Origin of the sequence: Enterococcus sp. 2G9_DIV0600 (assembly GCF_002140615.1) — a bacterium.
Taxonomy (GTDB): Bacteria; Bacillota; Bacilli; order Lactobacillales; family Enterococcaceae; genus Enterococcus_D; species Enterococcus_D innesii.
Genome location: NZ_NGLL01000001.1, coordinates 1,357,369 through 1,379,051, shown reverse-complemented (window position 1 = coordinate 1,379,051; position 21,683 = coordinate 1,357,369). Strand labels below are relative to the sequence as shown.

22 protein-coding genes are annotated in these 21,683 nt (G+C 42.0%); 3 read left to right on the top strand and 19 right to left on the bottom strand.

Annotated features, from left to right (window positions below):
• Window positions 1-61: 61 nt before the first annotated feature.
• The gene (gene ccpA / locus A5870_RS06605; RefSeq protein WP_005225798.1) at window positions 62-1,060 is read right to left on the bottom strand and encodes a catabolite control protein A; all 999 of its coding nucleotides are present in this window, start codon (window positions 1,058-1,060) and stop codon (window positions 62-64) included.
• A 194-nt stretch (window positions 1,061-1,254) separates the two neighbouring features.
• Between ccpA and A5870_RS06600 the strand changes: the two genes are divergently transcribed.
• Both A5870_RS06600 and A5870_RS06595 read left to right on the top strand, forming a co-directional pair.
• The gene (locus tag A5870_RS06600; protein ID WP_086292181.1) at window positions 1,255-2,355 is read left to right on the top strand and encodes a M24 family metallopeptidase; all 1,101 of its coding nucleotides are present in this window, start codon (window positions 1,255-1,257) and stop codon (window positions 2,353-2,355) included.
• A 53-nt stretch (window positions 2,356-2,408) separates the two neighbouring features.
• Window positions 2,409-3,287, top strand: a complete 879-nt coding sequence (locus A5870_RS06595) for an NAD-dependent epimerase/dehydratase family protein (protein ID WP_086292180.1) — start codon at window positions 2,409-2,411, stop codon at window positions 3,285-3,287.
• An 81-nt stretch (window positions 3,288-3,368) separates the two neighbouring features.
• Here the strand turns inward: A5870_RS06595 and A5870_RS06590 are convergent, their stop codons facing one another.
• From A5870_RS06590 to hprK, 6 genes are all read right to left on the bottom strand, one after another.
• A complete protein-coding gene (locus tag A5870_RS06590) occupies window positions 3,369-4,049 on the bottom strand; it encodes a YtxH domain-containing protein (protein WP_086292179.1) in 681 nt (226 codons plus the stop codon).
• 14 nt (window positions 4,050-4,063) lie between these two features.
• Window positions 4,064-4,489 carry a DUF948 domain-containing protein gene (locus tag A5870_RS06585; RefSeq protein ID WP_005235398.1) on the bottom strand — a complete coding sequence of 142 codons (426 nt, stop codon included), beginning with the start codon at window positions 4,487-4,489 and terminating at the stop codon, window positions 4,064-4,066.
• Window positions 4,490-4,649: 160 nt separating this feature from the next.
• Window positions 4,650-5,567, bottom strand: coding sequence for a UTP--glucose-1-phosphate uridylyltransferase GalU (gene galU, locus A5870_RS06580; protein WP_086292178.1), 918 nt, complete (start codon window positions 5,565-5,567; stop codon window positions 4,650-4,652).
• Window positions 5,568-5,584: 17 nt separating this feature from the next.
• Complete coding sequence (locus A5870_RS06575) at window positions 5,585-6,613, bottom strand: NAD(P)H-dependent glycerol-3-phosphate dehydrogenase (RefSeq protein WP_081118074.1); 1,029 nt, start codon at window positions 6,611-6,613, stop codon at window positions 5,585-5,587.
• Window positions 6,614-6,688: 75 nt separating this feature from the next.
• Complete coding sequence (gene lgt, locus A5870_RS06570; protein WP_005235390.1) at window positions 6,689-7,519, bottom strand: prolipoprotein diacylglyceryl transferase; 831 nt, start codon at window positions 7,517-7,519, stop codon at window positions 6,689-6,691.
• Window positions 7,520-7,533: 14 nt separating this feature from the next.
• Window positions 7,534-8,469 (bottom strand): HPr(Ser) kinase/phosphatase, encoded by a 936-nt coding sequence (gene hprK, locus A5870_RS06565; RefSeq protein WP_005235388.1) that lies wholly within the window; start codon window positions 8,467-8,469, stop codon window positions 7,534-7,536.
• Between the two features lie 157 nt (window positions 8,470-8,626).
• Between hprK and A5870_RS06560 the strand changes: the two genes are divergently transcribed.
• Window positions 8,627-10,327, top strand: coding sequence for a M3 family oligoendopeptidase (locus A5870_RS06560; RefSeq protein ID WP_086292177.1), 1,701 nt, complete (start codon window positions 8,627-8,629; stop codon window positions 10,325-10,327).
• Between the two features lie 62 nt (window positions 10,328-10,389).
• Here the strand turns inward: A5870_RS06560 and A5870_RS06555 are convergent, their stop codons facing one another.
• The 12 genes from A5870_RS06555 to argR all read right to left on the bottom strand — a co-directional run bounded on the left by A5870_RS06555 (window position 10,390) and on the right by argR (window position 21,622).
• Window positions 10,390-10,749, bottom strand: a complete 360-nt coding sequence (locus tag A5870_RS06555; protein WP_086292176.1) for a phage holin family protein — start codon at window positions 10,747-10,749, stop codon at window positions 10,390-10,392.
• Window positions 10,749-11,057 carry a PspC domain-containing protein gene (locus A5870_RS06550; protein ID WP_005225787.1) on the bottom strand — a complete coding sequence of 103 codons (309 nt, stop codon included), beginning with the start codon at window positions 11,055-11,057 and terminating at the stop codon, window positions 10,749-10,751. Before A5870_RS06550 ends, A5870_RS06555 begins: the two co-directional genes overlap by 1 nt.
• A 49-nt stretch (window positions 11,058-11,106) precedes the next feature.
• Window positions 11,107-12,669, bottom strand: coding sequence for a daptomycin-sensing surface protein LiaX (gene liaX / locus A5870_RS06545; protein WP_086292175.1), 1,563 nt, complete (start codon window positions 12,667-12,669; stop codon window positions 11,107-11,109).
• A 532-nt stretch (window positions 12,670-13,201) separates the two neighbouring features.
• The gene (gene phoU / locus A5870_RS06540) at window positions 13,202-13,879 is read right to left on the bottom strand and encodes a phosphate signaling complex protein PhoU (protein ID WP_010748004.1); all 678 of its coding nucleotides are present in this window, start codon (window positions 13,877-13,879) and stop codon (window positions 13,202-13,204) included.
• Window positions 13,880-13,890: 11 nt separating this feature from the next.
• The gene (gene pstB, locus A5870_RS06535) at window positions 13,891-14,649 is read right to left on the bottom strand and encodes a phosphate ABC transporter ATP-binding protein PstB (RefSeq protein WP_077454322.1); all 759 of its coding nucleotides are present in this window, start codon (window positions 14,647-14,649) and stop codon (window positions 13,891-13,893) included.
• Between the two features lie 31 nt (window positions 14,650-14,680).
• A complete protein-coding gene (gene pstB / locus A5870_RS06530) occupies window positions 14,681-15,487 on the bottom strand; it encodes a phosphate ABC transporter ATP-binding protein PstB (RefSeq protein ID WP_005225783.1) in 807 nt (268 codons plus the stop codon).
• A 13-nt stretch (window positions 15,488-15,500) separates the two neighbouring features.
• Window positions 15,501-16,385 (bottom strand): phosphate ABC transporter permease PstA, encoded by an 885-nt coding sequence (gene pstA / locus A5870_RS06525; protein WP_077454323.1) that lies wholly within the window; start codon window positions 16,383-16,385, stop codon window positions 15,501-15,503.
• On the bottom strand, window positions 16,385-17,305 hold the full coding sequence (gene pstC, locus A5870_RS06520; protein WP_077454324.1) for a phosphate ABC transporter permease subunit PstC: 921 nt from the start codon (window positions 17,303-17,305) through the stop codon (window positions 16,385-16,387). Before pstC ends, pstA begins: the two co-directional genes overlap by 1 nt.
• Window positions 17,306-17,402: 97 nt before the next feature.
• Window positions 17,403-18,257 carry a phosphate ABC transporter substrate-binding protein PstS gene (locus tag A5870_RS06515; RefSeq protein ID WP_086292174.1) on the bottom strand — a complete coding sequence of 285 codons (855 nt, stop codon included), beginning with the start codon at window positions 18,255-18,257 and terminating at the stop codon, window positions 17,403-17,405.
• Between the two features lie 398 nt (window positions 18,258-18,655).
• On the bottom strand, window positions 18,656-19,387 hold the full coding sequence (locus A5870_RS06510; protein ID WP_170924018.1) for an alpha/beta hydrolase: 732 nt from the start codon (window positions 19,385-19,387) through the stop codon (window positions 18,656-18,658).
• Window positions 19,388-19,483: 96 nt separating this feature from the next.
• The gene (gene recN / locus A5870_RS06505) at window positions 19,484-21,157 is read right to left on the bottom strand and encodes a DNA repair protein RecN (protein WP_077454327.1); all 1,674 of its coding nucleotides are present in this window, start codon (window positions 21,155-21,157) and stop codon (window positions 19,484-19,486) included.
• A 15-nt stretch (window positions 21,158-21,172) separates the two neighbouring features.
• Window positions 21,173-21,622, bottom strand: coding sequence for an arginine repressor (gene argR / locus A5870_RS06500; RefSeq protein WP_005235362.1), 450 nt, complete (start codon window positions 21,620-21,622; stop codon window positions 21,173-21,175).
• Window positions 21,623-21,683: the final 61 nt, after the last annotated feature.

The following is a 21,683-nucleotide window of genomic DNA, read 5'->3' as shown; positions in this document are numbered from 1 at the left end:
AAAAGTAAAAAGCGGAACAACGTAGTGTTGTTCCACTTGTATAGGTTCCGTGAATCGCTGCTTATTTCGTAGAGCTTTTTTCTGAAATACCGTAAGGCAAGACGATCGTTTTTTGTTCTACATCTTCTTTGTTCATCATTTTTGTCAATAGACGCATCGCAACGGCACCCATATCATACAATGGTTGCGTCACGCTTGATAAGCGTGGACGAGCTGCTTCAGCCAATAATGAATTGTTGCTGGTGATGATCTCGAAATCTTCAGGAACTTTAACACCTTTGTCTAACAAACCATCTAAGACACCGATGGCTAACTCATCGTCTGTGACATAAGCTGCTGTTGCACCACTGTTGATGATGCGATCAACTAAGGCCAAGCCTTCTTTAAAGCTGTATGGTGATTCAAAGATCAACCCTTCAGAATATTCAAGGTTGTTTTCTTTCAAGGCTTCTTTATAGCCTTTCAAGCGGTTTTGGCCATTGATTGGATCGATCAAAGCACCGCTGACAAAAGCGATTTTTTGATTGTTTTTCGCCAATAATGAAACAGCATCTTTGGCAGCTGCTGTGTAATCGATATTGACACTTCCTACTTGTTCATCAGGATCGATCGAACCAGCTAAAACGACTGGTGTTTTTGAGCGAGAGAATTCCCCGCGAATTTCATCCGTGATGCGATGACCCATGAAGATAACGCCGTCCACTTGTTTTGCTAACAAGTTGTTCAAAACGTTGACTTCTTTCATCGTATCGCCATCAGAGTTGGCTAAGATGATATTGTATTTATACATGGTCGCTACATCATCGATCCCACGAGCAAGTGATGAGAAGAACATATTGCTGACATCAGGAATGATGACACCAACAGTCGTGGTCTTTTTACTTGCTAACCCTCGAGCAACTGCGTTTGGACGATAATCCAAGCGGTCGATCACTTCCAGCACTTTCTTACGAGTTGCTGGTTTTACATTTGGATTTCCGTTGACTACCCGTGAAACAGTTGCCATCGATACATTCGCTTCCCGTGCAACATCATAAATCGTAATTGTTTGTTTTTCCATGATATATCTCCCTTATTCTATTTTCAGAAAATCTTATTTACATTTCTTTGTTAGGATAGCAAATTTTTTCCGTATTTGCAACCGTTTTAATTTTGTTTTCATGAAAACTTAGCAATTTCCTACTTTCCCCGCCCCTATTCTCTTCTAAAGCATGATAAAATAGAAAAAGAATACTTGAAAGAAGGTTTTTTCAAATGAATGATAAAAAAATCAATGAGTTAAATGGCTGGTTGAAAACCAATGGCGCAGATGTTGCCTATATTTCTAATCCAGCAACGATCGCTTATTTTTCAGGTTTTAAAAGTGAACCTCATGAACGGGTCCTTGCTTTGTTTGTCGCACCTGGAAAAGATCCCTTTCTTTTCACACCAGCTCTGGAAGTAGAAGAAGCAAAAAATAGTGGCTGGCCCTTTGACATTATCGGTTATCTCGATAGCGAAGACCCTTGGGCGAAAATCTGTCAGGAATTGACCTCTCGTTACCAAGTTTCTTCCTTGGCACTAGAAAAAAATGACCTTTCCGTCGAGCGCTATGAAGCATTGAAACGGTTTTTGCCACAGACCGATTTTTCTTTAGATGTGACTCCGGTCATTCAAAAAATGCAGTTAACCAAAACGGCTGCTGAGATCGACACCTTGCTAGAAGCTGGCAACTGGGCAGATGTTGCTTTTGAGATTGGGTTTGCTGCCATCAAAGAAGGCGTCAGCGAAATGGCAATCGTGGCAGAAATTGAGTACGAGTTGAAAAAACGTGGGGTTTCCCATATGTCCTTCGATACGACCGTATTAGCTGGTGCCAATGCAGCAAGTCCTCATGGCGTACCTGGTGAGCGCAAAGTGACTGCCAATGAACTTGTCTTGTTTGACCTTGGGGTCGTTTGGAAAGGATATTGCAGTGATGCAACCAGAACGGTTGCCTATAAAGAACCGACTGCATTACAAAGAAAAATTTATGACATCGTTCTTGAAGCAGAACTAGCAGCGCAAGCAGCGGTCAAACCTGGGATCACCGCTGGAGAATTAGACAAGATCGCTCGTGATGTGATTACTGGCTATGGCTACGGCGACTACTTCAACCATCGTCTAGGTCACGGCATCGGGACCACGGTTCATGAGTTCCCCTCTTTGATCACTGGCAATGATTTAGTGATCGAAGAAGGCATGAGCTTCTCTATCGAACCGGGCATTTATTTACCAGATCAGGTCGGTGTCCGTATTGAAGACTGTGTGTATGTCACTGCAGATGGCTGTGTACCTTTTACCAAAACAGCAAAAGAATTGCTGGTTTTATCTTGATTTTCTAATGAAACGGCGCAACATGTTGAAATTACATGAAAAGGAGTGTTCTTATGAGTAAAAAAGTGTTGGTTTTAGGCGGCACGCGTTTTTTCGGTAAATATTTGGTCCAATCACTAATTGATCAAGGATTGGACGTGACGATCGCTACCCGAGGGAACACGAAAGATTCCTTTGGCGATCAAGTCAACAGAATCATCTTCGACCGTACGGAGGAAGAAAGTATCAAAACGGCATTAACAAAAGAAACCTATGATATTATTTACGACAATATTGCTTATACTTCCAACGACATTGAGATCCTACTGCGTCATGTCACACCGAAGCGCTACATCGTTACTAGCTCAATGTCTACGTACCATGAATTACACTTGGATTTGAAAGAAACGGATTTTGACCCAGCTGAAGAACCCTTCAGATTGGTCAGCTCTGAGGAAGTCAATTATGCTGAAGGCAAGCGAACCGTGGAAGAAATTCTAACCCAAAAATACAGTCAGATCCCCTCCGTTTTTGTCCGCTTTCCTTATGTGATTGGTGCAGATGATTACACAAAACGTTTTACCTTTTACATTGACCATCTGATAAAGCAAAAGCCAATGGCTGTCGATAATCTAACGCATCAAATGGGCTTTGTGGATGCCCAAGAAGCTGGTAAATTTTTAGCGTTTCTAGGTACTAGCTCATTCACCGGACCCATCAATGGTGCGTCAAAAGGTACGATCTCTTTAGAAGAAGTACTGCAATACGTATCGAAAAAAACCGGTCTTTCCCCGCTCTTTTCAGAAACAGGCGATCAAGGCCCTTACAATGGTACACCTGCTTATTCGATCAATATGGCGCTCGCTGAGGAAATTGGTTTTTCATTCAGTCAACTGCAGGATTGGCTCTATCAACTTTGCGATTGGGAAATCGCCCAAGCATCAAACGAATAACTACTGAAATCACAAAAAAACGTTCGCCGATTTAACTGGCGAACGTTTTTATCTTTTAAAGCAATCAAGTTTTATCCTTACTTATGCTTCTGGGTTGTTTTTTTCTAATGTGTCTTTTAATTCTTCTTTCGCATCTTCCAAGTCAGCTTTGGCTGCTTTTGTTTCTGCTTTCGCTGTTTTTTTGGCATCATCTGCTGCTTTTCCAGCTTCTTTTTTCAAATCAGCTGCTGCTGCTTGACCATCTTTTTTGGCTTCTTCGACAACAGGTTTAGCTTCTTCTGCCCCTTCTTTGACAGTTTGTTTCATATCTGCTGCAGAAGATTTTGCATCAATGATGATATCTTGGACTGTATCATCTGCATCTTCTTTGGCATCTTTGGCTGTTTCTTTTACATCGCTCGCCGATTTTTTGAAGCGTTCTGATAGATCCCCTGCTTGTTTCTTTAATTCTTCAATAGTTTCTTCTGAAGAACCAGCTGCTGTTTCTTTTAAGTCATCAACTTTCGCTGTTAAAGAACCGGTAAAATCAGATGCTTGCTCGCTTAATTTTGCTGCTTTATCTTTAGCGATATCAACAAGATCCGTACTTCTTTCTTTGGCTAAATCACCATAATCAGATGCTTTATCTAATAAATCGTCTGCTTGTTTTGCTAATTTATTTCTTAATGTTTTACCAGATTCTGGCGCCAACAAAAGTGCTGCTGCTGCTGCCGCAGTTCCTCCGATAATTGCTCCTAATAAAAATCCGCCTTTTTTACTCATTGAAAGTCCTCCTTTTATTTTTGGTTATTTTTGTCTTTGAAAAATTTCATGGCTGTTTGACCGACTTTTCCAGCTACCGTTGCTTTGGCAGTCGTCCGGCCAAGACTACCCACACGCGTAATTAAATTTTTTCCAGAAACATTTAATTCTGAAACACTGGTACTTAGATCTGCGACTGCTGTGAACAAAGGATCGATGGTTGCGACTTTTCCGTTCACATCTTGTAAAAGCTCATTCGTTTTTACCAATAGACCTTCAACCTCTTTTGAAAGAATATCAACATCTTTGGTAATGACACGGATGGTTGTGTTTGCCTCTTCAACCGTTTTGTCGACTTTTGTCATTGTCTTGCTGACTTGCATCAACAAACGAACGACGAAAATAACCAGTACGACAAATGCGATCGCAGCAATTAATGCAGCTAGTTCTCCTCCTGACATAGAATGGCTCCTTTCCCCATTTACTTATATTAAGAATAGCATTTCACTGCACTTTCTACAAATAAAAGACTGCATTTTTAAGAAAATTATCCGCTTTCAACAGGAAATAATAAAAAAACAAAGCAATTTCATCAGAAATTGCCTTGTTTAGGAGTTTGTGTTATTTTTTTGACGCTTTCGGTGCTTCTTTGACTTCTTTTTGAGCTGGAGCTAGTTCTTTTCCTAACTCAATCAAATACTCTTTCAGGTTGTCTTTGACTTCAGGGTGCACTAGACCATACTCAATACTTGTTTTTAAGAAACCGAATTTGTCTCCTACATCGTAACGCTTGCCGGTAAATTGATGAGCAAACACGCGTTGGGTTTTGTTTAATGTGTCGATGGCATCCGTCAATTGGATCTCGCCGCCAGCACCAGGTTCCTGATTGGCTAAAATATCAAAAATTTCAGGGGTCAGCAAGTAGCGGCCAATAATTGCTAAATCACTTGGCGCATTTTCTGGCGCTGGTTTTTCAACAAAGTTTTTGACATTGAACAAGCCTTTTTCAACTTCCATACCAGGATCAATGATTCCGTATTTTGATGTATCTTCATGAGGAACATCCATGACAGCGATCGTTGAGGCATGCGTTTTTTCATAATTATCGATCAGCTGTTTCGTCAATGGCACTTCATCTTCCATCAGGTCATCACCTAGCATGACTACAAATGGTTCGTTGCCAACAAACGCACGGGCTTGTAAAACCGCATGACCTAGTCCTTTCGGATGGGACTGACGAATGAAATGAAGATTTACGTCCGTTGTTTCTTCAACTAATTTCAAAAGCTCAGTCTTGCCTTTTTCTTTTAGATTCATCTCTAATTCTAAATTGGCATCGAAATGGTCTTCGATCGGACGCTTTGCTTTCCCTGTTACGATCAAAATATCTTCGATTCCTGATTGTAAAGCTTCTTCCACGATAAACTGGATCGTTGGTTTGTCAACGATCGGCAACATTTCCTTTGCCATTGCCTTTGTAGCTGGTAAAAATCGGGTACCTAGACCGGCTGCTGGGATAACTGCTTTTTTGACATTCATGTGACTCGCTCCTTTAATCATAATGATTGATCTACCGTAAATTCGTTTTCTTCTTTGCCGTCTCGCAGCATAATATCTTTCGCCGCTTGCTTGATGTCTTTGCCTTCATACAAGACCGAATAAATCGTTTCTGTGATTGGCATTTCCACCGACAAAGCTTCTGCTAATTCGCGAGCAGCTTTAGTGGTTGAAACTCCTTCAACGATCATCCCCATATTGTCTAACACTTCATCTAAGCTATGGCCTTTTCCTAATAGATTTCCGGCACGCCAATTCCGCGAATGGACACTGGTACACGTAACGATCAAATCGCCAACCCCACTCAATCCGATAAAGGTTAAAGGATTGGCACCCATTGCCACACCAAGACGACTGATTTCTGCTAACCCACGGGTCATGATCGCAGCCTTCGCATCATCCCCAAAGCCCAGTCCAGCAATCGCACCGGCACCAATAGCGATGATGTTTTTCAAAGCGGCGCCAGTTTCGACACCGATCACATCGTTATTGGTATAGATTCTAAAGTAATCATTCATAAACAGCTCTTGTACATATTTAGCAGCCGTTTCATTTTCTGAAGCTGCCGTGATCGTGGTGATATCATGGACAGCGACTTCTTCAGCATGTGATGGTCCTGACAGGACAACGATTTCTTGGCGTTTATCAGCTGGGATCTCTTCAGCAAGTACTTCTGAGATTCGTTTATGGCTGCCTTGTTCTAATCCTTTTGAGGCATGGATGATAACTGGTTTGCCGGTTGTCTTTTCAGCGAACTCTTGTGCCACGGCACGAATCGCTTTGGTTGGTACCACAAACAAGACAGCATCTGCTCCTTGGATCGCCTCTTCTAGATTTTTGCAGCCTAAGATATTTTCAGGTAATTTCAAATCAGGCAAATAATGCCGATTGGTATGATACGTATTGATTTCATCGATTTGGGCGGGATTGTTCCCCCAAATAGTCACTTCATGTCCATTTTCGGACAAGACTTGTGCCAAAGCAGTCCCCCATGATCCGGGACCTAATACGGCGATTTTCTGTTTCACTATGGAAACCTCCTCTATCCTTTTCGCAAATTCATGCACTTTATCATTTTACCATAATTTCAATAAAATAACTGTTTAGATAATCGTTTGGTTTTTGCCAAAGCTACGGTTGTAGTCTTTTAAGGTTTGGTTTTTCCGGCGCCAGATCAATAGTCCGATCGCTCCGAAGAACAATAAAGCGGAAAGTGCTTGTGACACACGGATATCCCCAAATAAGTATAAACTATCGGTGCGCATTCCTTCAATAAAGAAGCGTCCGAATCCATACCAAATCAAGTAGCTTAAGAAGACTTCGCCTTCTTTTAATAACCCAGTTTTCTTACGCAAGAAGATCAAAACGATAAATCCAATCACGTTCCAAACCGATTCATAAAGAAAGGTCGGCTGCCGATACGCTTCATCGATATACATATTATCGATAATAAATTTCGGTATATACAAACTTTCTAAGAAGGAGCGGCTGACTTCAGCTCCAAATGCTTCATGGTTCATAAAGTTGCCCCAACGCCCGATTCCTTGTGCCAATAAGACACTTGGTGCGGCGATGTCTAAGAAGGTCCAGGGAGAAATAAAATTTCGTTGGCAGAAAAAGTACAGCCAGATCCCCCCGGCGATCAAAGCGCCGTAGATGGCGATCCCACCAGAGCGAATATTAAAAATTTGACTTGGGTCATCAATGTAGTATTGCAAGTCAAATAGAATATAATAAAGCCGCGCACCAATGATCGATACTGGCAATCCAATCAACATAAAATCAGTCACATCATCTGGCTTGAGCCCGACACGAACCGCTTCTCTCGTACTTAACCACATAGCAATGATCACGCCTGATACGATAATGATCGCATACCAATAAATCGGCAAACCAAATAGTTCAAATGCGACTCGATTTACTAAACCTAACATCTATCTTATCCTCTCTAGTTTCCAGAATTTTCTTCGATCAATTGCGTCAATCGATTTTCAAAGGTCTTCGTTGCATCGTAGCCCATCGTTTTCGCCCGGAAATTCATGGCAGCAACTTCGATAATAATCGCAACATTTCGACCCGTTTTTACCGGGATTTTGATTTGTGGTACATCGACGCCACCAATTTCAACCGTCGTATCATCGGTTCCTAGTCGATCATACTTTTTGTCTTTCGCCCAAGCTTCTAAATACACCGCTACTTGAACCTGCATATATCCTCGTACGGCACTGGCACCAAAAAGATTCATGACATCGATGATCCCGATCCCGCGGATCTCGATCAAGTGTTGCAAGATTTTCGGCGGTTCCCCCACCAAAGTCAATTCATCTTGCTTATACACATCCACACGGTCGTCAGCAATCAACCGATGCCCACGTTTGATCAACTCTAATGCTGTTTCGCTTTTCCCAATTCCGCTATCGCCTTGGATCAAAACGCCTAAGCCATAGACATCCACTAATACCCCATGAACACTGGTTCTTGTTGCTAAACGCCCATCGAGAAAACTAGACAGCTCTCCTTGCAGACGTGAGGTTGAGATGGGCGAACGTAGAATCGTGATCTCATGTTCTTTGCAAGCTTGAATCATTTCCGCTGGTACTTCCAAGCCGCGAGAAACAATAAATCCCGGTGTATCATCGGCACACATTTTGCGCATCACCATCAAGCGTTCTTCTGGCATCATTCGTTCCGCAAAGGTGATCTCTTTGCTGCCGAATAATTGCAGACGATCATGGGAATAGTAATTAAAATAACCCGTCAATTCCAAACCAGGTCGGGAAATATCGCCGGTAATGATTTCTCTTTCTAAACTGTTTTCAGTTCCTTCCACTATCTCTAAATTTAAAGCCTCCGCCAGCTCGCTGACTTTGACGGTTTCTGCCATAGGTTTTCCCTCTTTTCTCAATGATTCTTGTCGCTGCTTCTTGTAAACGACACTCTGGTTCTATTTTATCATTCTATCAGTAAAGTTACTACCTTCGCCAATAGAAGTCCTCATTCTTTTTCGTTTGTGTTATTATTTTACTAAGGAGGGATTTTTAATGAAATTTTCAGCATACACGTATCAACGCCCTGATTTTCCAGTCTATCAAGAAACATTCAAAAAAGCATTGACAAACCTTCAGTCAGCCGATACCTTCTCGGAGGCGAAGCAAGCCCTTGATGCTTTGAACGAACTAAGAGGAACGATCGATACAGCAATGAACTTGGCTTCAATCCGCTATTCGATCGATACGAACGATGCCTTTTATGAAGCAGAAGACACCTTTTGGAATGAATACCAGCCTCATTTTGAAGCTCTGGATTTTCAATTCTATCAAGCACTCCTGGCTTCACCGGTCTTAGATGAATTAAAAGCCGAATATCCAGAAACACTTTTCTTGTTTGCCGAAAGCCGCGTGAAGCTTTTTGATGAGGCCTTGATCGAATTGTTTCAAAAAGAAAACCAATTGGCTTCCGATTACAGCAAATTGGTCGCTTCTGCGCAAATCGACTTCCAAGGAGAAACCTATACCCTCGCACAACTGCGACCATTTACCGAAAACAAAGATCGCGGCGTTCGAAAAGAAGCGTTTGAAAAACAAACGGCTTTCTTCACGGAAAATGAAGACCGTTTTGATCAAATTTATGACGAGATGGTCAAGGTTCGTACCGAGATCGCCCGCAAGCTCGGCTTTGAAAATTACGTTGCCTTTGCGGATACCCAAATGAATCGTTGGGACTATGATCGTTCAATGATCGAAACCTATCGTCGGGAAATTTTGGAAAAAGTCGTCCCAATCACCCAAAAACTATACCAAAGACAGGCGCAGCGTAATCAATTGACTCAGGCAACCTTTACCGACCTGCCGCTTGTTTATCCTAGTGGCAACGCAGAGCCTAAAGGAACTCCTGAAGAACTAGTGGAAAAAGCCCGTGTGATGTATCAGGAACTATCCCCTGAAACTGGCAAATTTTTTGATTTTATGGTCGAGCATGACCTACTTGATCTACTAAGTAAAAAAGGCAAACAATCTGGCGGCTACTGTACCTTTATCCAAGACTATCAATCGCCATTTATCTTTGCCAACTTTAACGGCACTTCGGGTGATGTCGATGTTTTGACTCACGAAGCTGGCCACGCCTTTCAAGCCTTTCGCTCTCGTTGGATCAAAGAACCGGAAATTTTGTTTCCAAATTATGAATCTTGCGAGATACATTCAATGTCGATGGAGTTTATCGCTTGGCCATGGATGGACGCCTTTTTTGAAGAAGAAACAGAAAAATACAAATTTGCGCATCTTGCTAGCAGCCTGCAATTTCTGCCTTATGGCGTTTTAGTGGATCACTTCCAACAAGACGTTTATGAGCATCCTGAATGGACACCATCACAGCGCAAAGCCCGTTGGCGGGAATTAGAACGCCAATACTGTCCAGAACGGGATTATTCAGAGTATCCAGACCTTGATCGTGGCTTGTATTGGTTTAGACAAGGGCATATTTTTGAATCACCTTTCTATTATATCGATTATACATTGGCGCAAGTGTGTGCATTCCAATTTTGGTATCGATTCATCGTGGCAAAAGACGAAACCGCTTGGCAAGATTATTTGGCCATTTGCGAAGTCGGCGGCACGAAAACATTTCTTGAGATCCTGGCTCTTGCTCATTTGCGATCACCTTTTGAAAAAGGAGCACTTGATGAAACGTTACAGGCAGTAGATACGTACCTGGCAGCCATCAAAGAAGAACAGTTAAACTAAAAAAAGACGTTTCCGTTTCTCCACTAGCTTCATAGTTAGTGGAGAAAACGTGAAACGTCTTTTTAACGTGAATATTTTTCGATGTGGTGTTCGGTCACGATCATATTGACTACTGACATGATCAGTGCCACTAATAGCGCAGCCCCAAACGAGGAGAAGCCAAAGTTGGCTGACCCAACAAAATATGAAGTCAAATTCAGCATGAGCGCATTGATCACAAAAGTGAAGAAACCAAGCGTCAGTAAAGTCAATGGAAATGAAATGACGATCAGAATTGGTTTAATCAAAGCATTCAGGATCGACAGTACGAAACTGGCGATCACTGCAGTCATAATGCTTTGAACGTGGATCATATTTGGTAATAGAACCGCCAATGTGACAAACGTCAGTGTATTCATGATAAGCCGTTGAAAATAAGACACTAGAAGTCACTCCAGTCCTCATCCTCCACCTTTTCCGCTTCTTTACGGGGACGATTTGCTTCATTGTATTTGTTTTGTTTGTAGTAGTGATTGTCGTGGCCATATCCTGAGGTGCTCTTGCGTCCTGAAGGAATCAAGACCGCCATGATGATATATAAAGTGATTCCAGGGAACCCAGCAGTCACTAAAGATAGAAAGACATAGATCACGCGAACGATGGTTGGATCGATTCGCAAGTATTCTGCCAGACCCCCTAGAGTACCTGTAATGACAACGTTATTGGCTGATTTTGTTAATTTTTTGTTCATTTATCTACACCTTCCTTCTTTTCTTTAATGAGTGTAAACCCAGCGATTCTTATTTGTCTGTATCTTTGATAAAGACATTTCCTGTTGTTGTGGATAGATCGATTTGAGCGACTTTATCGGCAACCCGACGGAATTGCAATAGTTGGTTTAGGCGTTCTTTTTTCTCACGCACAACTTCCATCTCGCTTAAACGATTGTTGATGCTACCTAAACTTGTTTTGGCGATCCCTTCAAAACCGATTCCTGTCGGTAATGCTACTTTGACATTCCCATTTACAGAACTGGCGTTTAATTTTTGGACCGTTTCTTCTTTATAGGTCACACGGATATTACCGTTAACTAAAGAAATGCCGGTATTTTGTGGCGTTGCTGTCAACGTAACGTCGCCGTTCACCGTTTCGATGATGGCATCTAAAATCTCACCATCTTGAACAGTGATCGTTCCATTCACGCCTTCAATCTCTAACATCGATGCATTTACTTTGCGGAAATCGATATTGCCGTTTGTTGACTTTGTATAGACATCTTTCGCATCTAATTCATTGAATGTAACATTGCCGTTCAATAGTTTTACTGCCACATGATCATAGGTACGTTTTGGCAAGTAGAAAACGAGATCGGCACGAATGCGTTTGTTGGGAATTTGGAAAGAGATGCGTTCATCATCAACATTGATTTGGCTTCTAGCTTCAAAAGCATCGAAAGGCTCCGCCGCATCCATTTTACCATATAGTTTGATTTTGGCATCTACTTTGACACCCGGTTCATCCCATAATTGGAAGGAAACATTGCCGTTTGCTAATTTCACATCGATCAATGTCGCTGCCGTTTCGTCATAGCTGAATGTATGCTCAAATTTTGTCGCTGCAACACCGGGAACTTTTAAGTTGATGTCTTTCCATTCCATGTTGTCATTGACTGACTCTGTCACTGCCCGAACCGTTTTCTTCAAGAAGTGTCCGAAGTGTGTGCTGGCATCGACCATTTTTTCACTTACTTGATTGATAGTATCGGTCGCTTGTTCTTTCCAATCTTCTGGAATATCTAATTTTTGAGAGATTTTCTCTTTCGTTTGAGACCATTGGTCTTTACGAATATTTTTTAGTTTAGCTTCCAATTCTGCTTTTTCTTCGGTTAAACCATCTAAGGTTTCTTCTAAGCCAGTAATGGTCGCTTCTGTTTCATGACGTGTTGCCAATTCATCTTCTGACAATTGATCCAATTCTTCTTTGGTGTTCAATTGCATCAGTGTTTCTTGTGCTTCTTTTAATTCTTCTTTAACACCAAGAATTTCAGCATTGATTTCGTCCAACTCAGCAGATGCTTGGTTGGCTTCTGTTGCTAAGCCATCGAGAATCTTTTCAAGATTTTCTTTGTCTTGCGCTTCGTTTTGACGAAGCTTTTCTTCGCCGTCAAACGTGAACATCTCATCGTTATTTTCAGTATCATCAAATGGGCTTGTCGCATTCTTATCCGCGGTTACCTCAGCAGCAGCTTTGTTAATTTGTTTTTCGTCTTTGGCTTTTGCCATACCTTCTAGTAAATCTAAGGCTTCTTCTGTAGAAAGCACACCTTTTTTTACTAGATCCAATATACGTTCTCTTTCGTTCATGGAAATTGCCTCCTTCAGCAAATGTGTGATTGCAAGTTTAGCTTACGAACCTATTATGCCTTGTTTTTGCGAAAGTGTCATAGGTCTTAAGTACCAAGTTTTTCTCAATCTGCAGATTGGCAAGCAGAACCGGCACTTCTTCTTGATTACTTTAGGCAGAAAACGATCTTCCTTATCTTAACAGTACCACGAAAAACCATTGGAAACAAAAGTTTCAGCTAGTAACAACTCTGAGGAATAAAACTGCTACTGTGAAGGATTTTCGAGGTCATTCACAACCGTTTTTTCCGCTGTTGGCCGCGAATCAATCAATAATCGACTTTTCAATGCATGGAAGGTCAAAAGCATGCTTACTTCTGTATCTCTTAGTAAAAAACTAACGATCCTTTTCAATGAATCATAATCATCCGTAGCACTTGCTTCACATCAAAAAGACCGCCGAGAGAAGTTGTTTCCCGAAGGTCAACTTCTTTCGACGGTCCGTCCCATCTCTAATAAAAGAGATAAGTGATCAAGAATCTAAGCTGGTTTCTTAGATCATTTCCGTACGGTTGGTATTCAATTCACTGATTTTCCCAGTAGCAAGATACACGATCCACTCACAAATATTCGTTACGTAGTCACCGATACGTTCTAGGTACTGAGCAACAGATAAATAGTCGGTTCCACTAACAACGGTTTCCGGATTTTCTTTCATACTCTCGATCGTTTTGTAATAGATATCTTTGTAATACTCATTGACCCGATCATCCATTTGGGCGATCATACGGGCATCTTCTTGGTCGGTTTTTACATAGGCAACTAAAACATTATCGACCATTTTCTTGACATAATCCGACATATCAGAAATTTCTTTTTCGATTTCGGCGATCCGTGTTTCACCTTTGACCCGAATCGTTGACTTCGCGATTGATACTGCATGGTCCCCCATTCGTTCCAAGTCAGAGCTGGCTTTCATTACAGTAATGATCATTCGTAGATCGGTGGTTACTGGTTGTTGCAAAGCAATCATTTCAAAGCTCTTTTTCTCCAAACGAACTTCCATATTGTTGATCGCCAAATCATTTTCAATTACTTCCTGCGCAATTTCTTTGTCATGTCTGACATATGCTCGCACAGATTTATGAATGGCACTGCTGACTAGCATCCCCATTTCATAAAATTGATTGTGTAGATTTAATAATTCTTCTTCAAATTGTGTACGCAACATCCCTTTTCCTCCTAACCAAATCTTCCTGAGATATAATCTTCTGTTTCTTTTTTGCTTGGACTTAGGAACACTTTTTTCGTGTCATTGAACTCGATCAAGTTGCCGTCCAAAAAGAACGCGGTTTTATCTGAGATTCTTGAAGCTTGTGACATGTTGTGAGTCACGATGATCATGGTATAGCGTTCTTTCAGTGCCAAAAGGGTATTCTCGATTTTCCCAGATGAAATTGGGTCTAACGCACTGGTTGGTTCATCCAGCAAAATGATTTCTGGATCGACAGCCAATACCCGAGCGATACATACCCGCTGCTGTTGTCCACCGGATAAAGATAGCGCACTTTGGTGAAGCTTATCTTTGACATCTTCCCAGACAGACGCTGCTTTCAGGCTTTCTTCCACTGTTTTATCAAGAATCGCTTTGTCGGTGACTCCTTTTAATTTTAACCCATAAATCACATTTTCGTAAATTGAAAAGGGAAATGGATTCGGTTGTTGAAAAACCATCCCGATTTCTTTACGCAAATCAACGATGTCTTGCTTCGGACTATAAATGTCTTTCCCTTTATAGACAACACTTCCTGTAATTGTCACACCAGGGATCAAATCATTCATTCGATTAAGAGAACGCAAGTAGGTCGATTTCCCACAACCTGAAGGTCCGATCATCGCAGTAATCTCGCCTTGTTTGATGGAAAGGTCGATTCCTTTTAATGCTTCTTTTTTTCCGTAGTATAAATGCAGATCTTTCGATGTAATAATTTCTTCTGCCATTGTTTTGCCTCCGTTTACTGATCGAATCGGCTCAGCCAAAATGACCGGATACGTAATCTTCTGTTGCTTTAATTTTTGGACGAGTAAATATCTTACGGGTCTCATCGTACTCGATCGCATTTCCTAAGTAGAAAAAGGCAGTATAATCGCTGATCCGAGCAGCTTGCTGCATGTTGTGGGTCACGATGATGATTGAATAGTCGTTTTTCAAGTTGATGAGGGTTTCTTCCACTGTCCCTGTTGAGATTGGATCAAGGGCGCTGGCCGGTTCATCTAGAAGCAAGATATCTGGTTTCATCGCAATTGCTCGAGCGATACACAGACGTTGCTGCTGCCCACCAGATAATGCCAAAGCACTTTTGTCTAAACTGTCTTTTACTTGATCCCAAAGAGCCGCTTGTTTCAAGCTGGTTTCGACTGCTTCATCCAATTTCTTTTTGTTTCTTTCTCCATGACGACGTAAAGCAAAGGCAATATTGTCATAGATCGATTTACTGAAAGGATTTGGTCGTTGGAAAACCATGCCGATCCGCTTGCGCATTTCGAAGACATCGACTTCTTTTGTGTTCACGTCGACTCCCTTATACATGATGTTTCCTGTGACTCTCGTGTTTGCGATCCCGTCATTCATTCGATTCAAAGAACGCAGATACGTTGATTTTCCGCAACCGGAAGGCCCGATCAATGCGGTGATTTTGTTTTTTTCAAATTGTAGATCAATGCCTTTGATGGCTTCATTTGATCCATACCATACATGCAAGTCAGTGGTATAAAGCGCCACATCTTCTGGTTTATCGAAGGTAATGATATTTCGATCGTCCCAATTGTAATCGTTCATACTGTCATTCTCCTTATGCTGACGTCATTTTCTTGTACAACCGTTTGCCAGCTGCACGGGCGCCAAAGTTAAATAGCAAGACGGCAATGATCAATACCGCCGAAGCCCCGGCTGAAACTTGCGCGCCATCAGGCATCGTACCTTCTGTATTGATTTTCCAAATATGGACTGCTAGCGTCTCCGCTTGTCGGAAAAGACCGATCGGGCTGGAAACACTCAATGGATTCCAGTTTGTAAAATCAAGGGCCGGTGCACTTTGTCCTGCAGTGTAGATCAGCGCTGCCGCTTCACCAAAAATCCGACCAGAACTTAGAATGACCCCAGTCAAAATCCCTGGTGTTGCTTCTGGAACAATAATACGTGTGACAGTTTCCCAACGTGATAAGCCTAAAGACAAGCCCGCTTCACGCTGCGTGTAATGAATCGCTTGTAGAGATTCTTCCACATTTCTCGTCAATAGTGGCAAATTAAAGAAAGTCAATGCCAAAGCACCTGAAATGATCGAAAAGCCATAACCAAACTGGATAACGAAGACTAAGAAACCAAAGAGACCGACAACCACAGAAGGCAGTGAACTCAAGATTTCGATTGATGTCCGAATGATATCCGTCAACCAGTTTTTCTTTGCATATTCGGATAAGTAGATCCCCGCTCCTAAAGAAATAGGGAAGCTAATGATCATTGTTACTAAAAGCAAGTAAAGGGAATTGAACAATTGGATGCCGATCCCGCCACCTTCTTGGTACGCTTTTGAAGAAGAAGTCAGAAACTCCCAATTGATATGGGGAACCCCCCGAACCAAAATGTACAGTAATAAGGAAGCCAAAATCAATACAATGATGCCAGCAACGGCATACAAGACGCCGGTAGCAATTTTATCTGAACGTTTCGCATTCATTATTTCAAGGCTCCTTTCTTCCCAATAAAGCGAATCACAATGTTAAACAGTAAGGACATCAATAACAAGATCAAGGCTAATGACCACAAGACATTATTTTGGACTGTCCCCATGATCGTATTTCCGATACCCATCGTTAGGATAGAAGTCAATGTTGAAGCTGGTGTCACTAAGCTAGTTGGCATCAATGCCGCATTACCGATAACCATTTGGATTGCCAATGCTTCCCCAAACGCCCGCGCCATTCCAAAAACAACCGCTGTTAAAATACCAGGAACAGCTGCTCGTAAAACCACTTTGTAAATCGTTTGCCAGCGCGTTGCACCTAAAGCTAACGAAGCTTCACGATAATGCCGTGGAACTGCCCGCAAAGCGTCGACCGTCATCGTAGTCACTGTCGGTAAGATCATGATAAACAGGACAAACGTCCCTGCCAAGATTCCAAAACCAGTACCGCCAAAAACGGAGCGGACTGCTGGTACAACGACAGACAAACCGATGAAACCATAAACAACTGAAGGGATACCGACTAAAAGTTCGATGACCGGCTGCAAGATCTTCTCTCCATTACGAGGTGAGATTTCTACCATAAAGACGGCTGCACCAATGGCAAAAGGTGTTGCAACGATTGCTGATAGGAACGTTACGAAGAACGAGCCAAGAATCATCGGTAAAGCACCAACTAAAGGTTGGCCATCAGGACCAACAGCACTTGGATTCCATTGGGTACCAAACAAAAAGTCAAACACATTGACTTTGTCTACAAAGAATGTCGCTAATCCTCGGCTAGCAACGAAATAAAAAATGGAGATCACAACCAATACAATCAACGCGATACATAGAAAGCTGACCAGCTTTCCTCTTTGCTCCATTCTTGCGCGCTTAGATTTTTTTGTTAACACTTCTTTTACATTTTCCACGAGGGTTCCTCCTCAAAAATCAAACTAAACTCATAACCATTAGTTTATCGGTTCAACATCAATTTCTGTTAAAGCTTGTGTAAATTTTGTGTAAAGATTATTCGACAATGTTGCCTTCCCAGTCTCTTTCCACCTGCATGATCGAGATTGGAATATAGCCTAGATCGCCAACGATATGCTCTTGGACTTCGTCAGAAAGCATATATTCTAAAAACTCTGCAGTTAATCCGGTTGGTTCTCCTTTTGTATACATATGCTCATACGCCCAAACTTTCCAATCATTCGTCGTCACATTTTCAATCGTAGGTTCAACACCATCAATTGAAAGGACATTGACTTCATCGGTCACATAAGAAAATGCAACGTAGCTAATAGCCCCTGGTGTATCAGAAACGATCGAGCGAACCATCCCACTAGAATCTTGCTCTTGGGAAGGAATTGCTGTTTCACCATCCATGATCCATTTTTCAAACGTGCTTCTCGTACCACTACCGGTCGCCCGGTTCAATAAAACAATGGGTAGATCATTGCCACCGACTTCGCTCCAATTGGTGATCTTTCCTAGGAAGATATTTTTTAAATCTTCTGTAGAAATATCTGTGATCCCGACCCCTTTGTTAACGATCGGTGTGATACCCACCGTTGCGACCCGGTGGTCAACGAGGGCATCCGCATCGATTCCCGGCTTTTCTTCTGCAAACAAATCAGAATTCCCGATATCGACTGCGCCTGCTTGGACTTGACTTAATCCGGTTCCGCTTCCGCCCCCCTGGACATTAATGAACCGTCCCGGATTTGAATTTTGAAATTCTTCCGCAACTGTTTCTACGAGTGGCTGCAAGGCAGAAGACCCGACTGCTGTGATCGATTCTCCTCGATCTGCCCAGCTTGCACATCCTGAGAGTAAAATAACCAATCCGATGATAGGACTTAGAAGTTTTAATTTTTTCATCATAACGCTCCTTGTACTTTCGAAAGTCATTGATTGTAAAAATCAATTATTTTCATTTTACCATTAGTTGAAATCAATGAAAATTATTATTTGCTTTTTTTTCTGGGACTACGATTGTCAGTTTATTTAAAACACTTTTTTTCTTTTAAAAAATAACTGTTTTGTAAATAAAATGACAGGATTTCTTAATTAAATTACGTGCATCATGAACGTGTACTATGCTATACTGTGAGAGGAAACGTATTTTAAAAGAACATAATTATTAATCTTGCTTCCCCAATCAAGTACAATATGTTGTTATGTTCAGCGTTTTCACGATTTCATCAACATTTCCCCAAAATGTCTGTTGAATCGAAACGGCAGAAAGAAGCATTTCTATGCATCTTCTGCCGTCTTTTTTACTCTAATTCACTTAACCATGCTGCCATCTGCTCAATGATGGCTTTTTGCTGTGCTTCATTTGATAAATCAGCAGCTGCTTCTCCTTTTTGTAACCCATAAGTACCAAAGCCAGCATGATTGCCGCCTTCAATTGTTTCGAAGATGGTCGAATCTGGTAAGAAGCTGCGGGCGGCTTGCCAATTTTCTTGATTTACTACTTGATCTTGACTACCTGATAGTGACAACACAGAAATCGATTGATCAGCTAACGAACCTTTTTCATCGGGATAACTTGCAAAGAAAAAGACCCCTTTTAAATCCTTGTCATTTGCGGCCAACTGATTCGCTGCAAAACGGCTTGCCATGACGCCACCTAATGAATGACCACCTATCACATAGGAGTCATGGGGAATTTCTTTCAAAACCGCTTTTGCACGATTGCCTGCTAAAACAGCCATGTTAAAGGGCATTTTAACGATTGCGACAGGATAGCCTTTTTCCGCTAAACCTGCTGCCCATACACTATAGCTTTCCGCATCGACAAGAGCACCGGGATAGAAAATAACCAATGGCTTTTCTTTATCTCCAGCAAAATAAAGGACATTCCCCTCATCTTCTGCTTCTTTCGCAGCTGTAACTGCAGCATCCACTGCTGGGTAATGCAGTTGTTGCCAACCGACCCAACCGGCAATAGTTAAAATAACAACGGTGATCAATACACCGATCAAAACTTTTGTTCTTTTTCTCATCATATCCTCCTGCAAAAAAGAAGATCAGGAAAGGATGACGGACGAAACTTGCGGGTCCATCATCTCCTGACTCTTTTTACGAATGTTTCCCAATTTTTATCGGTGTGCCAGTGCCAATAGTTCTCGTGCATGTTCGATCGTTAAATCGGTGATTTCTGCACCTGAGAGCATACGGGCAATCTCTGCCACTCGTTCTTCTTTAGATAGTTTACGGACATGGGTTTCCGTCCGTCCTTCTTGAATTGCTTTTTCAATAAAATATTGATTATCCGCTACAGCAGCTACTTGCGGCAAGTGAGTGATACACAAAACTTGCGAATTGGCTGCAATCTTGGCGATTTTTTCGGCGATCGCCTGAGCTACTCGGCCACTGACCCCAGTATCCACTTCATCAAAGACAATGCTGGTGATTCCTTGTTTCCGAGAGAAAATTGATTTGAGAGCCAGTAAGATCCGTGAAAGTTCTCCCCCAGAAGCAACCCGCACTAACGGCTTCATGCCTTCACCGGGGTTGGTAGTCAGATAAAACTCCACAGTATCAAAGCCGCTGCTACTCAATTGTTTTGAGCCAGGTGCGAACCGTACTTCAAACTGCGCGTGTTCCATATACAGCTCTTTTAACTCTTGAACGATTTCTTTTTCTAAACGATGAGCCAATTCACGTCGTTTGACGTGCAAGGCTTCCGCCAACTGCCAAACAGCTTCAGCTTTTTGGGCAAGCTCTTCTTCTAATTGCTCCAACTGACCTTCCGTATAGGCTGATTCGCTGATTTCTTTGCTGATCTCATCATAATAAGCTAGGATCACAGGAATCGACTCCCCGTATTTGCGCTTCAATTGACGAATCGTTTCCAGCCGCGAAATGACTTCTTCCAGTCGGCCTTCATCTAATTCAAGGTTGTCGACTTGTCGCGAAATATCGGTGGCTGCATCTTGCAACAAGTAATACGCGCTTTGGATCGCTTCACTGATTTTTTCATACGCAGGATCAAGATGGGCGATCGACTGGATCTCTGACAATGCCACACTGACCCCATCTAAACTATTGACTTCCTCAGCTGATAGAGCACCATAGCTTTGTCCCAAGGCATCCACGATTTTTTGATAGTTCGTGAGTTTTTCCCGTTCGTCGATCAGCAGTTCTTCTTCATTTTCCATCAATTCGGCTTGGGCGATCTCTTCTTGTTGAAAACGCAGCATGTCCATTCGTTGCACATAGAGCTGTTCATTTTCCTGAATGGTTCGGACATGTTTTTCTAAGGAGCGATAGCTTTGATAGGCTTGACGGTAATCCGCAAGTTCCGCTTTAAAGCTATCATCCCCAAATCCATCCATCAATGCCAAATGTTTTTCCGGTTGCAGCAGCTCTTGATGCTCATTTTGTCCTTGGATATCGACTAAGAATAAACCGATTTGACGCAAAACCGACAAGGTAACGGTTCGACCATTGACACGACAAATAGTTTTCCCTGATTGAGAGATATCTCGTTGTACGATCAAAACTTCTTCTTCATCAATACCTAAATCTGCGGTCAACTCTTTGAACTCCTGCTGATTCGGCCATTCGAAGATCCCTTCTAAACGACATTTCTCTGCTCCTTGACGCAAATAGTCGCTGGAACCTCTACCGCCTGCTAGCAAACCCATCGCATCGATAATAATTGATTTCCCGGCACCTGTCTCACCTGTCAGTGCCGTCATTCCCTCATGGAAAGATAAGTGTAAGTTGGAAATAATCGCAAAATTTTGGATCGACAATTCTAAAAGCATCCCTTGCCTCCTCTTCTAAACGTAACGTTGGAAATCCCTGAATAGGTTCTCAGTATCTGCTTCTGTTCTAGTGATCATCAAGACGTTGTCATCATCGTTTAACGTGCCAAATAATTCCTTGGCATAACGTTTATCGATTAAATTCGCCAAAGCCGAGGCATTGCCGGGCAGTGTGCGCAGGATCACAAATTTGTCCATTCGATCGACAGAAACAAAAGCTGTTTTTAGGATTTTATCTAGTTTACCACTCACGTCTTCCGTTGTCTCTTGTGGGATACTGTAGCGATAGCCGCCTTTTTGGGAAGGAACTTTCACTAACTTCAATTCCTTGATATCTCTTGATATAGTTGCTTGTGTAACTGAGACGCCGCGATCTTTTAACAACTCCACAAAATCTTCTTGTTTCTGAATATCTTGTTCACTTAACAATCGCGTAATCAAGCGATGCCGTTCTTTTTTTCTCATCTCTTGTTCCTCCTGAATGAATTCCTACTAATTTTATCCTATTTTGCGCAAGAAAGAAAGA